The organism is Morganella psychrotolerans (assembly GCF_001676155.1).
GTDB classification, from domain to species: Bacteria; Pseudomonadota; Gammaproteobacteria; order Enterobacterales; family Enterobacteriaceae; genus Morganella; species Morganella psychrotolerans.
In genome coordinates this window covers 1,391,772-1,409,319 of the sequence record NZ_LZEW01000001.1, presented here as the reverse complement: position 1 = coordinate 1,409,319, position 17,548 = coordinate 1,391,772, and the positions used below count along the sequence as shown (strand labels likewise).

General features: G+C 38.9%; 19 protein-coding genes and 1 pseudogene. 13 read left to right on the top strand and 7 right to left on the bottom strand.

What is annotated here, in order from left to right; translation table 11 throughout:
* The 4 genes from AYY16_RS06825 (at position 1) to AYY16_RS06815 (ending at position 1,832) form a co-directional block, all read left to right on the top strand.
* Entirely contained in the window at positions 1-330 is a 330-nt protein-coding gene (locus AYY16_RS06825; protein WP_082970660.1) for a phage tail protein, read from the top strand.
* 138 nt (positions 331-468) lie between these two features.
* A complete protein-coding gene (locus tag AYY16_RS20180) occupies positions 469-681 on the top strand; it encodes a hypothetical protein (protein ID WP_156664964.1) in 213 nt (70 codons plus the stop codon).
* 100 nt (positions 682-781) lie between these two features.
* Positions 782-1,309 carry a hypothetical protein gene (locus AYY16_RS06820; RefSeq protein ID WP_067363739.1) on the top strand — a complete coding sequence of 176 codons (528 nt, stop codon included), beginning with the start codon at positions 782-784 and terminating at the stop codon, positions 1,307-1,309.
* A gap of 10 nt (positions 1,310-1,319) precedes the next feature.
* A complete protein-coding gene (locus AYY16_RS06815; protein ID WP_067363736.1) occupies positions 1,320-1,832 on the top strand; it encodes a hypothetical protein in 513 nt (170 codons plus the stop codon).
* Positions 1,833-1,937: 105 nt separating this feature from the next.
* On the opposite strand, the pseudogene AYY16_RS20950 reads toward AYY16_RS06815, so the two are convergent.
* The 4 genes and pseudogenes from AYY16_RS20950 to AYY16_RS19615 form a co-directional block, all read right to left on the bottom strand.
* Positions 1,938-2,267, bottom strand: a pseudogene (locus tag AYY16_RS20950) (transposase); the annotation flags it as partial.
* Between the two features lie 514 nt (positions 2,268-2,781).
* Positions 2,782-3,126: a hypothetical protein gene (locus AYY16_RS20175; protein ID WP_156664963.1), complete on the bottom strand. Its 345-nt coding sequence runs from the start codon at positions 3,124-3,126 to the stop codon at positions 2,782-2,784.
* Positions 3,127-3,332: 206 nt separating this feature from the next.
* On the bottom strand, positions 3,333-3,647 hold the full coding sequence (locus AYY16_RS19620; protein ID WP_268874131.1) for an HNH endonuclease signature motif containing protein: 315 nt from the start codon (positions 3,645-3,647) through the stop codon (positions 3,333-3,335).
* An 85-nt stretch (positions 3,648-3,732) separates the two neighbouring features.
* A complete protein-coding gene (locus tag AYY16_RS19615) occupies positions 3,733-4,065 on the bottom strand; it encodes a hypothetical protein (protein ID WP_082970614.1) in 333 nt (110 codons plus the stop codon).
* Between the two features lie 435 nt (positions 4,066-4,500).
* Between AYY16_RS19615 and AYY16_RS06805 the strand changes: the two genes are divergently transcribed.
* The 6 genes from AYY16_RS06805 to AYY16_RS20165 all read left to right on the top strand — a co-directional run bounded on the left by AYY16_RS06805 (position 4,501) and on the right by AYY16_RS20165 (position 11,353).
* Positions 4,501-5,196, top strand: a complete 696-nt coding sequence (locus tag AYY16_RS06805; RefSeq protein ID WP_067363732.1) for a phage minor tail protein L — start codon at positions 4,501-4,503, stop codon at positions 5,194-5,196.
* Between the two features lie 12 nt (positions 5,197-5,208).
* Positions 5,209-5,934 (top strand): C40 family peptidase, encoded by a 726-nt coding sequence (locus AYY16_RS06800; protein ID WP_067363728.1) that lies wholly within the window; start codon positions 5,209-5,211, stop codon positions 5,932-5,934.
* On the top strand, positions 5,838-6,482 hold the full coding sequence (locus tag AYY16_RS06795; protein WP_067363726.1) for a tail assembly protein: 645 nt from the start codon (positions 5,838-5,840) through the stop codon (positions 6,480-6,482). The genes AYY16_RS06800 and AYY16_RS06795 overlap by 97 nt, the downstream gene beginning before the upstream one ends.
* A gap of 11 nt (positions 6,483-6,493) precedes the next feature.
* A complete protein-coding gene (gene gpJ, locus AYY16_RS06790) occupies positions 6,494-10,342 on the top strand; it encodes a TipJ family phage tail tip protein (protein WP_082970613.1) in 3,849 nt (1,282 codons plus the stop codon).
* A gap of 403 nt (positions 10,343-10,745) precedes the next feature.
* Positions 10,746-11,105 carry a hypothetical protein gene (locus tag AYY16_RS20170; RefSeq protein WP_156664961.1) on the top strand — a complete coding sequence of 120 codons (360 nt, stop codon included), beginning with the start codon at positions 10,746-10,748 and terminating at the stop codon, positions 11,103-11,105.
* 71 nt (positions 11,106-11,176) lie between these two features.
* A complete protein-coding gene (locus AYY16_RS20165; protein ID WP_156664960.1) occupies positions 11,177-11,353 on the top strand; it encodes a hypothetical protein in 177 nt (58 codons plus the stop codon).
* A 660-nt stretch (positions 11,354-12,013) separates the two neighbouring features.
* Here the strand turns inward: AYY16_RS20165 and AYY16_RS06775 are convergent.
* Together AYY16_RS06775 and AYY16_RS19610 are read right to left on the bottom strand one after the other, a co-directional pair.
* Positions 12,014-12,439: a hypothetical protein gene (locus tag AYY16_RS06775; RefSeq protein ID WP_067363717.1), complete on the bottom strand. Its 426-nt coding sequence runs from the start codon at positions 12,437-12,439 to the stop codon at positions 12,014-12,016.
* Entirely contained in the window at positions 12,439-12,669 is a 231-nt protein-coding gene (locus AYY16_RS19610; protein WP_268874130.1) for a helix-turn-helix domain-containing protein, read from the bottom strand. Before AYY16_RS19610 ends, AYY16_RS06775 begins: the two co-directional genes overlap by 1 nt.
* A 92-nt stretch (positions 12,670-12,761) precedes the next feature.
* Here AYY16_RS19610 and AYY16_RS20625 point away from each other — a divergent pair, with 92 nt between their 5' ends.
* A complete protein-coding gene (locus AYY16_RS20625; protein WP_208020725.1) occupies positions 12,762-13,343 on the top strand; it encodes a DNA cytosine methyltransferase in 582 nt (193 codons plus the stop codon).
* A 159-nt stretch (positions 13,344-13,502) separates the two neighbouring features.
* A complete protein-coding gene (locus AYY16_RS20620; protein WP_208020724.1) occupies positions 13,503-13,853 on the top strand; it encodes a DNA cytosine methyltransferase in 351 nt (116 codons plus the stop codon).
* A 625-nt stretch (positions 13,854-14,478) separates the two neighbouring features.
* Here AYY16_RS20620 and AYY16_RS06765 read toward each other — a convergent pair.
* Entirely contained in the window at positions 14,479-15,270 is a 792-nt protein-coding gene (locus AYY16_RS06765; RefSeq protein WP_162271042.1) for a GTPase domain-containing protein, read from the bottom strand.
* Positions 15,271-16,995: 1,725 nt separating this feature from the next.
* On the opposite strand from AYY16_RS06765, the gene AYY16_RS06760 reads away from it, so the two are divergent.
* Positions 16,996-17,511 carry a lysozyme gene (locus AYY16_RS06760; RefSeq protein ID WP_150384615.1) on the top strand — a complete coding sequence of 172 codons (516 nt, stop codon included), beginning with the start codon at positions 16,996-16,998 and terminating at the stop codon, positions 17,509-17,511.
* Positions 17,512-17,548 lie beyond the last annotated feature (37 nt).

Below are 17,548 nucleotides of genomic sequence, written 5' to 3'. Positions count from 1 at the left end.
ATCGACATCTTTAAGTGGAAAGTTAAGCCCGGAATGCGGATTGAGAGCGAACCGCGTGTTCGTACTGTCCGTTTCGGCGATGGTTATGAGCAGCGCCGTCCTGATGGTTTTAATACCAATCAGAAGAAATATAGCATTATGCTGTCCCCAATGAATGCGGATGCATTACTTGTCTGCGAATTTCTGGAAAAGCACGGAGGTATGACCGTATTTCTGTGGAAACCGCCTCATCAGATACACATGATCACGGTATTGTGCCGTAAGTGGTCATCTTCGGTTGGTGCTCTGAGGACTGAAATAACAGCGGAGTTTGAGCAGGCGCTGATGTGATGCTCAGTGAACCGGTGATATAAAACAAATAAGTTACCCGTGGGTAAGTATTTTTTCGTGAATGCCGTGGTTTACATTCGATTTCACTTAAGTTATACCTGTGAGTTGAATATTAAATAACAAGGAAAGGTGAATCAGATGTCCGATTTTGTCATCAGGCTGAATAATAGATCAAATCTGACCAGGCATGAATTTGAATTAACTCCCGGATATTCGGTTACACTAAAAATAGAAGGTCAGCATAACAAAGAACATTTAACGTTCAAATCCAGCAATGAACGAATTCGTTTAACGCAAAAAGCGGATAATAAAAAAAATAGAGCAAACATTAACTGTCACAGCAGTAAGTGAAGGAAGTAGTGAGATTACCTCAGCGACCAAGGGTATTGGTCAGTGCAATACTACAGAGCTAAAGGCAAAAGTCTCAGATTGTTTTCCTAAATTAACATTTATGGTATTACCAACAATTGGTATTCCTGCGAATTTAACACCCAGACAAAAAGCAATGGTGCAGGTTTTGCTTTCTGAAACATCAACCCCGGAAAAAGGGTACTTCAATCCGAAAGAAGCTAAAGAAGCAATGACTCTGATGCATGATGCACTTTATAACCGAATTGTATCACCAAAAGCAAAATATCTGGATGTGCCGCAGGACGGACGTGATAAATTACTGGGATTGATATTTCATGGCAGAGTAGTTGATGGGTTTAGTAACGGTTCGGTAATACATTCAGACGTTTTGAACAGAATAAATGATTTGGTCAAATATGCGAATGATGGCAATCGTAATATGTTAAAATATAGAACGCTTATATCTGATGCTATAGGAATTGCAAAACTGGATAAAGTTATTTCCTCTGATAAAGTTATAGGATGGCGTACGGTTGACACTGGTATGGGTGGAAATAATTTTGAACTCCTGAAAAATTTACAGGGTCAGACATTCTATAGGCTGAAAGCAAGTTTTTTGCAGGAGTAAATAATTTATTATGAAAAGTTTTTTATTACTTACAGTATTGATAACCGCCAGCATTCCAGGCATAGCGGGTTCGTCGGTATGGAGTGAATCAGGGAATTGGGGTTTATATAATTCAAAACCAGATAAGACATTTAACCCGTTGGATATCGAATTTTACAGGGATAACTTTGAACAATCAGCTAAGTATATGATATCCGGTTTCGGTAAGAATAATGTTGCTAATGAATTTTGTATCATTGGATATGAATGGAGCGACAAAAGCAGAGAAAACAAGGTAAATGTTATCTGGAAAGATAACTATATTATTAATTGGGAGAAACCAGTCAGTAATGATAGTGGCACAAATTATCTTCATTCTCTTATGAATGCAAAGCCAAAAGTTAATTTAAAAGATAATGTTGTTCCATACGACAAAATTGGTGCTCAAACGGCTGCTTGGGCAGAAGAAGGTGTAAAAGAAATCATGGATGACTGTTCAATAAAGGGTATCCGGGTTCAGATTAAGCCTTTTAATACTCTGTAAGTAATTCTGTGTATTTACCTTTCATTTAAAGGTGACCGTCTTGGCGGCCACCTACATTTCTTTGATGATTGCGACGATCTCACGCGTTGTCATACTCTTGTCTTAGAGGGGTAAAGTCTGACTATCCACTCACGTAATACTTGTTTGATTTCTCTTAATTAACTGAGGCTCAACATACTTTTATGGTCACGTGGCGTAATGAGTTCAAACCCGCCACCATCAAGTCAGCAATGTCTTGGAGGAATAGTTATTACGTGAATTAAAACCTGATATTAAGGTATTTTTCTCACCCCCGGGATGTCTGGTGAGCTCAGCATTCAGCGCCGTTTCCACAGTTAATTTTGTGAGCATGTTAGTTAATTATTTGAGGTCTATCTTGACTTTGATTCCTTTTGCAACTTCAGCAGCGAATGCTTTGATTTTATTTTCGTTCATAATATGCCTGCTTTATTATTAGATTTAACATATTATAAGCAGGCAAATATATAATTTAAATTACAGGGTCATTTATTAAGAAGGCATGTAGCAATAAATTGCATTTTTTTTATTGCTTGATATTTCAGAATGTATCATATCTATTTTGTTCTCAATCATATAGCTGCGAAGCTCTTGAGTACAAAAAAAAATCTTGCCACTTAGTAATCCTTAATATGTTTTTGTCATACGCAGTTGAGTCTTTATCTGCATTTGGCAAGGTTAATAATTTTTTTATCTGATGTATTAAAACGAAGCATGTATACATTTACAGGTTTATTCATTGTTTGTATCGACTCTATATATTTAACTCGCCATTCTTTTGATTTTTCATGACCATATTTATTTAGCCAATTATTAATACCACCTGCATCTTCTTTGGTTTTTTTTTGTCATTGGAATGAAGTCATTTTTAGTGTAAATATTTGTTTTTAATACTTCTCCATTATTAACATCTTTAATTGTTAAAACATCATTAGTAGTTGAAAAAAAATATTTGAGAGTCTGCTAAATCGGCGCCATACCAACGAGCATCAGTTAAATTTTCATCGAATATGCTGAGGCGAGATAATGTCTCTTTTCTGCATAGATAAGAAAACGATTTACCATCTTGGTTTCTTATATATTTTATCCTGCTTATTTTATCTGAAACTGACTGAGATTCCATTATATCAATATCACGACCATAAACAGTAGATAAGCCAGCTTTACACACTTCTGATAATGAGAATCGTTCTTGTTTTTCTGCCGAGGTAGCATTTTTGACATATGTGATATTTAAAGATAAGAGTGTAAGGAAAATAATTTTGCTTGTTTTCATATTTTTAGTCAATTATATTTAATTAATGAGATATATTAAGTATTTTTTTTAATTACTGTGTCTGGCTATGCTGTGTTCATAACAACAGAGACGTAATAAATAGCAACTACGAGTCAATCTATGTTATAAATTAATTTAGAATGTATGTTCATTTTTCAGTTGGCTGCTGGGTTAACTGGTTCCGTTTACATGGTGTTAGATTGAAGTTACTGACCCTTACGATACTTTTTCGAAAAATCTTTCCAACGATCTAAGAGATTATTTTTATTAATTTGTTTTTTTAATTTTTCTGGTCCTATTTTAGTTAGATTAAATTTTTCCAAATCTTTATCATTCTGAAGTGATTCGGAGCTGAAGTGCACCACCATATCTGTAGGATTAATAGCACAGTGGCCTTGATCAAAGAGTGCATGTATATCTCTTCGTAGTAACAAACCATTTGTTTTGTCAGGTTCGCCTTCTTTATGGTGTTCTATTAAATGAGCGGCTTCAGTCCGACATTGCATTGTAGCACCAGTTATTACACATCGATTTTTACAATTGTCTCGGACGGCAGCTGAGAATTTAGACTGGTCTGGTCGTGTTGTAATAGTTGTTTTGGAACCGTCACGATAACTTTTTTGGATGCTCGGAATTTTGTGAACTATCTATGATAGGTTCGGCTGAAATTGGGATTGATACATAAGTTTTCCCTTGTCCACTAAACTTACCACCATTGAACTTGCGAGGAATTGTATCTGAGATACCAACGAGTGTTGTTTGATCAAAATGTACAATTTTCTTTTTCTGGTTCTCTCCAGAGGACAGCTTTAAAAAGCGACCAGTATATACCTTATAATATGTTGAGTTAGGTTCTTTAATGCGTAGAACTACGTGATCAAATTTTTTTATTTTCTGCGATGACCCACATACCGGATTTTCCTGGACCATAATCGTCATTTAACTTAAGGTCGCCTCTTTTTTTATCAGTAGTACTGATAGAGAGTATTTCACCAGTCAGACCAAGTTCATGAATACAGCTAAAATTGTTAGAGGGGACATCATTACTATTTTTTTTTCATTTTCAGGTGCCTTTTACCTTAAAATTCCCCAGAGATAGTGGAAGTTAATAAATATTATGTGGAACTATATGTTGTTTATCTTTGTTACAAAAAACTAAATTAATTTGGTAATAGCTAAGCAACTTAAAAGATAATTCATTATTTAAGATATCTGAGTGATTTATACCAAAATAATTTTTTGTAACCAAAGCTAAATTAAGACAATGATTTCCCATTGATTTCTAAATAAATAAAGATATTAATATAATATTAATTTTTTTTCAACATAAATCATCTCGTTAATTCCTTCCTGAATTTTTTTATGGAAAATCTTATGCAAAACATCTCTCCTGAAATGCGGATTGCTGTTACTGAGCTTTCCTCCGATCCTGAAATTGAACTGTTTGAAATCGATCTCACTCATATCGGCGGAATACGTTACCGGTTTTACAACGGTATGAATAATCAGCAAAAATCGCTTATCTGGCAGAAACAGACCTATGCTCCCTATCCGGTCAGCGGAGAGGGATTCACTTACAGCGGAAAAGGTCCGTCCGGGCGACCGACAATTACGCTGTCTAATTTGTTTGGTCTGATTACCGGCATTGTCAGTCAGCTGGATGGTACCGGTGGCGGTTATGTTATCCGCCGGATAGTGAAATCCCGGTTCCTCGATGCGGAGAACTTTGCGGAAGGTAATCGGGATGCCGATCCGTCACAGGAAATCATCAGCCGCTGGGTAATAGAGCAGGTCACCAGCCTGAATAATAAAACAGCGTCTTTTATGCTGGCGGCACCCAGTGAGACAGACGGCGCAATGTTGCCTTGCCGGGTCATTTTGTCGGATGTGTGTCCGTGGAGATACCGCTCTGCTGAATGCGGCTATTCCGGGCTGCCGGTTGCCGATGAATGGGGAAAATCAACGGGTGACCCGGCAAAAGACAAGTGCGGTAAGCGACTGCCGGACTGCAAACTTCGCAATAATCAGGCACGGATAGGTGCCTTTGTTTCAACATCCCGCCTGAGTTAACCAGAGACATTTATGATTAATACTATTCTGGCGCACGCCCTTGCGGACGCGCCACGGGAGTCCTGCGGCCTGATTATCCGTAATCAGCAGGGTGAGCACTATCTTCCGTATCAGAACCGGTCTGCGGAACCGGCTCACTATTTTTCTGTTAGTTGTGATGATTTTATCCGCGCCGGTGAACAGGGTGAGGTGGTGGCGGTGGTTCACAGTCATCCCGGCGGAGAGCCGTATCTGAGTGCGGCAGACCGGGCTATGCAGGTGAACAGTGGTTTGCCGTGGCTGTTGGTCTGCAATAACACTGTTCGCCGGTTTGAGCCGGTGCCGCATCTGCTGGGGCGGATATTTCATCACGGCACAACGGATTGTTACAGCCTGTTCCGCGATGCTTATCATCTGGCTGGCATCAATCTTCCTGACTTTGAACGGGCGGATGACTGGTGGCGGCGCGGCGGGGAACTCTACCTGGATAACATGGAACAAAATGGCTTCTCCCGGGTGAGAAAAGATATCTGCCCCGGTGATGTGATCCTGTTCTGTTATGCCAGTTCCCGGGCAAATCATGCGGCGCTGTATACCGGTGACCAGACTATTCTCCACCATATTCCGAATCAACTCAGCAAACGCGAGGCTTATAACCCACGATGGCAACACATGACTCACTCAATTTGGCGCTACCGCCACTGGCAACCTTTCGGCTTTACGGGGATCTGCAACGATTTGGACGCCGTTTTGATTTAAGTGTCAGCACCGCAGCGGAAGGTCTTCATGCGCTGTTTCTTCAGTTACCGCAACTCCGGCAGTGTATCCGTGATGGCTGGTATCAGATCCGGATCGCCGGCAGTGATGTTGCTCCTGATGAAATTCACCAGCGGTTTCATGAAAAACTGCCGGGTAATGCGGTCATTCATATCATTCCGCGAATTGAGGGGGCTAAAAATGGCGGACTTCTCCAGTTTATCGCCGGAGCCGCCATTCTCATTGTCGGCTGGTGGAACCCTTACGGCTGGTATGCCGGAGGCGCACTGATGTCTGCCGGTGCGGCAATGATGATAGGCGGTGTTGCGCAGATGCTGACACCTGTTGTGAAACAACCGGATGCCTCGCGTGGTGAGGAAGAGAAAGGAAATACGTATTTCAGTAATTTAGATAATGCCGTTGCACAGGGAATGGCTGTCCCTGTTGCCTACGGGCGGATCATGTGCGGGTCACGGGTGATATCACAATCACTCGAGGTCATGGATGACAGTGAACATAAATATATTGCTGCCGGTAAACATGGCGGCTGAGTGAGATAAAAATGGGAAAAGGTGGTGGTGGTCAGCGTACGCCTTATGAGGCACCAAATGATTTAAGCTCGCGGCAGAAAATATCACTAATTGACCTGATCAGCGAAGGACCGATTGAGGGTCCGGAAGAGATAAACAATGTCATCGACGATCTCACCTGCGTTTATCTCGATGATACACCGGTGATCGACGGCTCCGGTAACAGTACAGTGAACGGGATGACGATACAGTGGCGCTCGGGAACACTCGAACAGCCCGCGCTACAGGGGTTTACGTCATCAGCCAATGAGGTGCCTGTCGGTATTGAAATGAAATGCAATCAGCCGGTGACACGGACTATTACGGCTCCGGATATTGACCGGCTGCGGCTGACGTTCGGGACACAGTCACTGGTTGAATCAAAAGCTAACGGAGACAGTGTCGCGACAACTGTGCGCCTGATTATTCAGATACAGCGCAATGGCAGTTGGATCACGGAAAAAAATATTTCTATCGCGGGTAAGCGCAGCAACTCGCCGTATCTGATGGCGGTTATCTTAGATAATTTACCGCCGGCACCGTTCAGCATACGGATGACCCGGCTGACATCGGACAGTCACAGCGACCGGCTCCGCAATAATACCGTCTGGTCAGGTTATTCGGAGCTGATTGATATTAATCAGATATACCCGGGCTCTGCGGTTGCCGGGCTGACGTTTGAAAGTGAGCAGTTTGGTAATAAATTTCCCCGCCGTAATTATCTGATTAAAGGCCGGATTATTCCGGTGCCGTCAAATTATCATCCGGACACCCGGCAATATACCGGTATCTGGGACGGAACATTCAAACCGTCCTGGACTGATAATCCGGCATGGGTGCTGTGGGATTTACTGACACATCCGCGCTACGGACTGGGACAGCGGCTGAAAATTGCAGAGGTGGATAAATTCGCACTGTATATGATTGGTCAGTATTGCGACCGGGAGGTGGATGACGGATTCGGCGGGCGGGAGCCGCGTGTCCGCTGTAATGCTTATATTACGGATTTGCGCAAAGCCTATGATGTGATCAGCGAATTGTGCTCATCTATGCGGATTATGCCGGTGTGGAACGGGCAGATGCTGACCTTTGTCCAGGACAGAGCCTCCGACTCAGTGTGGCCGTATACCAATGCCAATGTGGCTGAAGGGGTATTTGAGTACAGTTTCAGTCCGGTAAAGGCTCGCCATAATATTATCGAAGTCCGGTTTGTTGATCCGGATAATGGCTGGAAAACCAGTATAGAGCAGGTCTCTGATGATATTTCGGTGGCAAAAAACGGGCGCAATGTCCTGCGGGTGTCTGCATTCGGATGCACCAGTCGCGGGCAGGCTCACCGCCACGGGCTGTGGATACTGACAACGGAAAAACTGGAGACCCGGACCGTTGAATTTAAAATCGGGGCGGAAGGGTTGCGCCATACACCGGGTGATATTTTTGAAGTGGCAGACAATGACTGGGTAGCGGCACAGATTGGCGGGCGTATTTTGTCTGTCGATCACGAAAATAAAACACTGCTGCTGGATCGTGATATTGAAAAGCCGGTAAACGGCGATGCGTATGTTTCCCTGATTGACGGCAGCGGGATGCCAAAAACCATCAAAGTGATCGGTTATCCTGCCGGTAATCAAATTATCCCCGAAGCGATCCCGGAAGGAACAGCGGCGCACTCTGTCTGGGCGCTGACACTGCCGTCATTGCGCCGCCGGTTGTTCCGTGCCGTTTCGCTGGCAGATAATGGTGATGGCTCATTCACTGTCACGGCTGTTCAGCATGAACCTGCAAAAGAGGCGATTGTCGATAAAGGTGCTGTATTTGAGCCAAAACCGGACACTCCAGCCAGTGGTTTTATCCCTCCCGTCGAAAACCTGACCGTTGAAATAACCAGTGATAATGAGGCATGGCAGGCAGAAGCAGCGTGGAATTCCCCTTATGCGCTGCGGGGGATGGCGTATCATCTGAAGCTGTTAATGGGTGAGCGAGTTGCCGGAACCGCCATGACGAAAGATTCATTTTACCGGTTCAGTGGTATGCCGGAAGGCGATTATACGCTGGTGGTCACTCCGCAGAATGACAGAGGGCAGAAAGGAGAACCGATCAGCACTAAATTTTCAGTTAATCCGCCGGAAGCACCATCGCAGATTGATGTGGCTCCGGGGTATTTCAGTTTAAGTGTGGTTCCCCGTGCAGCAGGGCGGAATAGCCTGCGCAATCAGTATGAATTTTGGTTTTCTGAAGAACAGATAAAAGATCACCGGGAAATTGAATCCGCTGCATCTTATCTCGGTAATGGTTCAATGTGGGTTATTCAGGGGAGCAACCTGAAAGCCGGACAACGTTATTTTGTCTATGTCCGCAGTGTTAATATTGTCGGAAAATCCGGTTTCACTGAGGGGAGCGGTATACCGGAAAGCCATGCCGGAGAGATTCTTCAGCAGGCAAACAGGGATTTTCAGCAATCGGATGTTATTAAGCAACTTAATAATGATATTGGCTATCTTAGCAGCGCAAAGCAATTACATGATCAGAATATTAGAAATCTGAACATAGGGTTAAAACTAACGGATAACCGAAATAAATCAGAAATAAAAGGGCTGAAGGATAAATTACAGATAAGTGATGATGGTGTAAGTCAGGCTAAATCTGAACTTAGTCATAAGCTGACTAAAAACCAGCAGGATCTGGGAAGAGTAGAGAGCGACCTGAGAGCGCAAGGCAATAAAATTACAGAAATAAAGTCTTCTGATAATAGTAATAAATCTGAGATAAGAGGGTTAAAAGTACGGCTACAGAGTAATGATACCGCTGTCAGTAATCTGAAGTCAGAGGTTAATAATAAATTAAGACAAAGCAATCAGGTTCTTGGGAAGGTAGAGAATGAACTGAAAACGCAAAGCAATAAAATTGCAGAAATAAAATCTTCTGATAATAGTAACAAATCTGAGATAAGAGGATTAAAAGGACGGCTACAGAGTAATGATACTGCTGTCAGTAATCTGAAGTCGGAGGTTAATAACAAACTAAGACAAAACAGTCAGGATATCGACAAAATAACAGACGATCTCCGGACACAAAGTAATTTAATTAAAACCGACAAACGGGAACTGACCTCTGCCACAAATAAAAATATATCGGAAATTAACCGTATTGAACGGGCATATACAAATAAGGAACGCAGCTGGTCACAAACAATATCGGAGGTGAAATCCTCAGTTGGCGAAATAAAATCATCGGTATTAAGTAATACGAACAGTATCACCACACTGAACCGTACATTTTCACAATCTGAACAGCAGGTTCAGGCAGTATTAAAATCGCAGGAAGCGGTAATTAACACCAAAACCACAGCGATGTTTGAGCAGAACAGAAACGGCTATGCACTGCATTCTGTCAATGCCGGTATCAGAGTACACGGTATCGAACATAAGGCCGGTATGGTTATCGGGGCAGAAGTCAGTCACGGGAAAGTAAAAACGTCTATCGGTTTTAGTGCCGACAGTTTCGCATTCTATAACCCTGCAACAAAGTCCATGGATCTGTTTATGTATATCAAAAATGGTCAGGTCTTTATGCGAGAGTCGTTTATTAATAAGGCGTGGCTGAATAGTGTGGTGGTCAGCAATAAAATGGAGTCAGACAACTATATTCCCGGTAAAAAAGGATTCATTATGGATGCAAAGAAAAATTCATTTGAAATGAATGCTAATGAAGGCGGAAGTAGTTTGAGTTTCAACGGCTCCGGTCTGTGTCTGCGTGATTCAAATGGCAACATCCGGATTGAAATTGGTCTGAAAGAAGATGACGACGAATCAGACTATGATTGGAGTGAGGACGATGAATGACAAAAAAAAACCGTATTTAATGTTTATCATGAAACAGGTGAAATCGACAATATTATTGATTCATTACTGACCGTTATTCATTCTGAACAAGTTGATTTTAAAAGAAACTCAATCATTATAAATGAAAAATATCTGAAAGACGGCGGGAAGATTATAGCCGTTCCCATCGTAACACACCGGTCAGAAACAACTTCAAGATATCCCATAATTGAGAACTTAAAGGTAAATGGTAACCGGGTTGAATGGACGTATTCAGGTAAAAATGGCGTAAAGAGTGCAACTATTCCTGTAATTCATGTTTTTAAATTAATAGGAGGATAATATTAAACCGGTCATTTCAATTAATGGCAGTGAAATAGGTTTGTTATCATCCGTGACGTATGTTCTGGAAAAAATAATAGACATGAGCGACTTCTCAAAAGATAGCGGAGAGTATGAGCACTGGATAGACACCGGGTATAAAATTAAGTATCCGGATATGTGGGATAAATATATTTTATTTCACAGGAACGCAAGGCAGGATGGTACTGAGGCAACAATGCTCAGGTATAGATGGAATAAAACACATACACAGATAAATGTCGTAGCATCAGATACATTAAATATTTATATCTACAGACCTATTGTTGAGTCAGATGTAAATAAAGGCTTTGGTATTAATATCTATAATGAAGATGGCGCACTTTTTTTACTCATCATCACAATTTCCGCTCAGAATAAAAGATATTATTACGGATCTGACATTTGGCGGCACACTGTTTGATAAAGATAAACCTCTTGATTACCGCTCCGGCTACCGGGGTTGTATGGTACTGAGTTATATTTCAGCATCGGTTGAAGGCAGTTTTTTTCAGCCTGGTATTCGGTTACGGGGTTAATAACTCAGGTAATGTAAGACGGGTAATCGACCTCGCCGCACTCGGCGGCGGCGGGGCATATGCTAATGATATCGGGTGTATTGTGGCGTATGCGCCGGATTGTTATCCGCGGTGGGAGGTGGGAAAATACTAATCGATGAAAATCGTATTCCAACCGTTTTTTTGTTTTTTCAGGTCTCATATAAGAACAAATAAATAACTCTATATCCTGAATTAAAGTATCAAGTAGCTCTTTAGGTAATAAAGATATTGCAGAAAGAATGAAGTTAGATATATCAATAAAGTTAAATGTTTTATTTTTATAAATCATTGCTCCATTTTGATAACCATCTAATGTAATTACATCATCAGGTAGCCGACATATGAAAATTATTGTTTTATCTAAACATTTCGTATCTGAAAGAGCTTGAATACTATCATCTAAGCGTTTGTGGTCAATTTTTTTTAACAGTGATTTCGTATAAGTTTAATATTTTTTTTATCTTGTTCCAACCAAATGTCAGCGGGTTTTTTAGATGTGGTATTTGTACCAAAAACACTTTCAGTTCCTCCTATTACATCAATAGTCGAATATTTATAAAGAGATTCTAGAATTTTAGCAATCACAAATTGTGGTATTGCACCCGACTCGGGGTACCTTAAGGTAAATCTAACTAGTCTAAATGCAATCAATTGATTTGGTAGAGATGTTTCCTTTAAACTTTGAATGGGTATGGAACCACATTCTTTTGAGTATGAGTGAAGTTTAAAAAAGAAATAATTTATATATTTATTTTTTATGATATCATCAGTTTCATTGGATATCATTCTTAGCATATTTATAACAGCCATTGCTGTTTTTTTGTGGTCTTTTACCCTTTGCCCAATTTTCATCTAATATACTATTATTTTTGGCTACATTAAGAGGGTCAGATTTTCCACAAGGAATCTTCATTATTTGAAATGCATAGAATATTCCATTCTCGAATATAGACCGCGGATTACAATGATAAAAATCATTTAAATAATCATAGTCCTTGTCTAGAAATTTCCCCGTTAATGCAGTTGCCACAACGCCCCTAAACCCCATAGCCTTTACATAAATAAGGTCTCTAGCAATGACTTTCAATTTATGATAATTCTTTAGATCTTTAAAGTCACTCTCCGTTAATGAGGCCACAAGCTCGAGTTGGTCTAAAATATATTGTTTTGCTTTTTCATTTCTATCTTTTATTTTCATTATGAGCCTATACAGAAAAAATCAATTATAATTTTATGAAGTTTCTTATTTTCAGATACTCTATAAACATCTAAAAGTTTCTTTAACTCTAAAACATCCAAACGCCGTTCACTATTTTCAATTTTTGATATATCAGCTTGTGTAAGATTAAGAGCATTGGCTACCTCTAACTGTGATAAGCATAGACGCTTGCGTTCCTCTGCCAAACGAGTAACTAGTTCACTGTAGATAGGGTTATGGATAGTTTTTTTTTGTATTCATGATTTAAGAATTATGCTATAAGTATCGGAATATTCGAAATTCACATATTTCGCGAGGTCCGATGAAAGCGATTTCTCTTTTCAGTGGTGCTGGAGGCATGGATGTTGGTGTCCAAAATGCCGGTTTTGAGATTATAGCTGCAAATGAAATAGATTCATATGCATGCCAAACATATAAAAAAAATCATCAAAATACAATGTTATATGAAGGTGATATTTTAAGTTACCTTGATGAATTGGAAAAATACAAAGGGGTTGATTTAGTTGTAGGAGGTCCTCCATGCCAAGGATTTTCGGTTGCTGGTAGGATGAATCTGGATGACCCAAGATCAAAACTGGTATTTTCCTATTGCGACGTCGTAAAAAGAGTTATGCCTAGAGCCTTTATTATGGAAAATGTGAAATCATTGGCAACTTTAGATAAATTTAAGGGAATCAGAGAAGAAATATTCCGAAGAATGAATTCATTGGGATATGGTTTATCTATGGTTATTCTCAATGCTAAAGACTTTGGTGTGCCTCAGTCTCGGGAACGTATGTTTTTACTTGGGATATTAGGTGAGAATAAAGAAATTACATCTGCTGATTTTGAAGTAAAAAAAAGAAAAAAGCAATTTCTTTGCGTGAGGCTATTGTTCATTTAGGGCGAGCTGGTAGTGAAAACAATACAAGAATAACAAAAGCAAAAAATAACTTTAGCTGAAAAACCAGTACTAAGAAAATCCGCATATGCTGGAATGTTATTCAATGGACAAGGTCGACCTCTGAATCCGGATGCATGGTCGAGTACTTTACCTGCGAGTATGGGGGGTAATCGAACACCTATAATTGACGAGGAACACTTATATGATGATATGCCTAGCTGGGTAGAAGAGCACCATAAATCTTTGGTTGATGGCACTAAAAAGGCAGCATACGGTGATGCTCCAAAGAGATTGAGAAGGCTAACTGTAGGTGAGGCAATTATACTGCAAACATTTCCTAGTGATTATATATTCATTGGCCCTCAATCAAAGGTATTTAGCCAAATTGGTAATGCGGTGCCATGTAAGTTAGCTCAGGTTGTAGCAAGTGTCGTGAAAAATAGGTTGTCAAATAAATTAATTACAGGAAAAAATAATAATTCTTATCAGTTGAACTTAGAAATAGAATGATTATTGATTTTTTATTTATAGCAAATGAAGGTGTTTTACAGATAAATAACTTTCAGGATATAAAAAGAGTGTAGTTAAACACTCTTTTTATATGAAAATTGTATATATCTAAGTTTGAAATTCGCTTGGTTTAATGCATCAATCAATTCATTCACATTTATATTCTTATCATCGCGTTCAAAGGAATCATTTATTTTTTTTTTCCAAATACATTTTATAGTCATCAATATAACTTAAAAGATTTTCTAATTGATTTATATCAATATCGATTAAGGCTATTATACGTTTCTTTTTTTTGAAAGTTATAAGCCGATAAGGTTGCAAATATAGCTATTAATGAAATTGCTGTAAACAGCAATGGTATTAACTCAAATGAAATATTTTTTTGAGAGCATGTCATTTTTTTAATAAAAAAAAAGCAGAATATTGAAAATAAAAAAAGTAAGAGAGAAAAAAATAGATTATATTTATTGTAAATAAACGTGTAATTACTTGTCGTCTATATCTAATTGAATCATTTAATAAAACAGATCTTTCTATTAATGAGTTTAGAGTATGGATATATTTTTTCTGTTATCATATCGTTCATAATATCTTACCTAAAGTTACATTCTGCTAATTTTTTTCAAAAAAGGTTTCTAGCATTGTTTTTTTGTGTATATATTGCGTTTACCGTTGAAATGAGATTACATTTGTTAAAAGATAGCGCACGATGAACCGATATCATTGGCATAAATTCAACTTTGATTTCTTTACAATATTGATTTATGATTGGAGAGAATGACTCTTCATAGTAATTAATCACTTCACCTATTCTATTAGGAAATAAATCACATTTATTAATTACAATAAACAACCAATTAATGCCAGAAACAGAAGCATGTAGCATAGTATCAGCGAAATGTTTTAACTCTTTCTTTCTATAATCTTCAGCTAGTCTTTCAATAGAATCCAAGCCATCAGCTATGAGGCGTAATTGCGAATATTGCTCTCTAGGAACTCTGTAACCCCAATCAACTACATATATTAAGCCAGAGGTTCGAACTCCATTAACTAAATGTGTTTTTATTCCATCTTTATAGGATTCTAAGCCCACTTGGCCAGGTAATATTACAAGTTTCTTAGGTCTAATCTCTCCATTGATACGGATCAAGGCATGTTCAATATTAGATGAATGCTTGTCTGGGGGAGTAAAATTTTTCTCATATAATGCAGATGTTAACCTGTCCGCTAATGTGGACTTACCTACATTACCTGATCCAGTTACGACTATATCAGTTTCAAATTTTTCAATATACCAATTAGATACAGCATCAAAAATCGGTTTTCTTCTATTATACACTTCAACTGTTAAGGTAAGGGCTATGCTTGCGTCAATCACAATTTCCGCCATAATCGCAATAATTTTATTAAACACTACCATAACTTAGTAATGAAAGTCTAGTGGTCGAATGGAATAATCATCACCAGCACAATGAATGAGATATTTTTAATATAGCATAATTAAAATAAGTTCCAGTTTTCCCTTCTGTTATACTTTTTGTATGAGTACTTTGAACGTTTTAGATATTTATGTTAAAAATGATTTTTTTTTAGACAATTTGAGTTCTAAATCACATATCCATTTTATTTTTCACTCAATGATATTGGGATTTAGTCTCCATTAAATACGTCGATATAACCCAAAAATTCTTCAATTTAATATGGTAATTAGTGATTTTGTTGCCAGTATTTATTTGTATTTCAATTAATTGGGTGTATTTTACTCTGTTTGCCTGAGCTGTCCCTTATGCATGTTACGAGAAAATTCCACTTATAAATACTCTGGTTTTTCGGGGGGATTATCACTCCAAATGCCTAACAGATGGATTTTATGGCATCATAGTAATGATAAAAATGATTTTCATGCACCTTCAAAGCATCATAATCAGTATGGTATTCTAACTTACAATTTCTTTCATTGAATGCACGAATATCATCAAATTCATGAATTGTTTTATCTATTTTATTATAACTATTGAATATGTTTTTTTGTGATTATAGTCCTGTATTGGATTTTAATTAAGAATTTATTATTATATCCTAACGCAATTTTTGAATGTAGGTGAAAATAATCTATCAGTGATGATATTGAATTTAATAACAGATGGGAGGTTAATTAATAATACTTGTAGCTATCGTAATTTTTTTATTTTCTGTTCTTATAATCTCTTCATAAAATAGTTTTAATATGTATTCACTTTTTTCGTAAATTCATTAAAGCAATGGTTTTTTTTTCAAATTGAGTATCAATACTGTGTCTGACTGAATCAAGAAGTTCCTGAGCTATGATATTAGCCTATGGATAGTCTAAAGTTACCATACTTCAAAAGTATACTGTTAAATTTATAACTAAACAAAAGTAAATAAGAATAATTATATAATAACATTATAAATATGTTTAATGGTTAATATGAAGGTACTCGATATAATATTGCATTATCGCAAAGTTTACCGTTTGTTCAAGTAAATAAAACCAACAACACAAGCCACAACACCAAATTCTAACCACTTGAGTAACAAAAACTATTTACTCACTCTCACACATATCACAATTGATACAACGCTCAGTAATCAGTAACGCCATAGTCGCTATCACCATATAAATCATTTAAAATTCAGCAACTTATATCTTGCACTTATACGTTACTATTTAACCCTTACGTGTAAATATAACCAGTATCAAAACATTGTATTTACCGGCTCAGCAACACAAAATAGCAACACAAGCCTTTACTCCTGCCCTAAAATACCCTAGTTTGTGAGCCGCGCTATAAGTGACTGCAAAATAAGGAGTTTTATGGAACTTTGTGTTACGAATGACCCCGCAGACGCCGGTAAGGCTGATTATATAACCGCGTTATCACGCTGGGAAGCCAGTAAACCGCCCTATACTCTTATTCATTCAAACTGCAGGTGCGTTGGCTGCGCTCAGCCAGCCGGGTCACATAGTTTATCTATGCTCCCCCGTCTGGCTTCCCTTGCCGCCTGCCTGCATCTTGAATGACGTTGGGTATATACAAGCCGGGACATGAAAATTTGTGTTACTGCTGCTGTCACTATCTTAAATTATCTCAAAAAATCCCGCAGAACGAAGTATGAAATGGATAACTTTTTACGATTTGATTTCAGCAAAGGCGGTAAGGTTACCATTTATGCGGAGTTTCCAAAAGGGATGCAGCTAAAAGGCCGTAAATTGGGTCAGTGGCCGGAGTTGTCGTTAGATATTGCGCGTGAGAAGGCACAGGAAACGGCGAAAGAAGGACTGACGGCTGAGTCAGTGATTGGGGTGATAAATCGCTATAAGGCCGATCTGGAGGCTAAGGTTAAGCGTCATAAGCTGAGTACGGCGAGTTATCACACCTATTGTTGCCGTCTGAAACAGATTGAGGGCAGTTTCGGCGGACGTGAAGTTTTCTGTGATGTGAAATATATCCGGCTGGTGGATATTCTCGACCAGTGGATAGCTACGAAATCAAACAGCTATGCACTGGAACTATTTGCGGAATTACGCCGCGTCTGGAAATATGGTTCTCCTCTCTATGCCGGTGGCAAACAATGGCAGGGGCTTATTAACCAGTGTAATACGGAGAATGCGGTATGTTGCGGAACTCTGTAGTACCGATTATTCCCGCTATCATTTTACTCACTGCCAG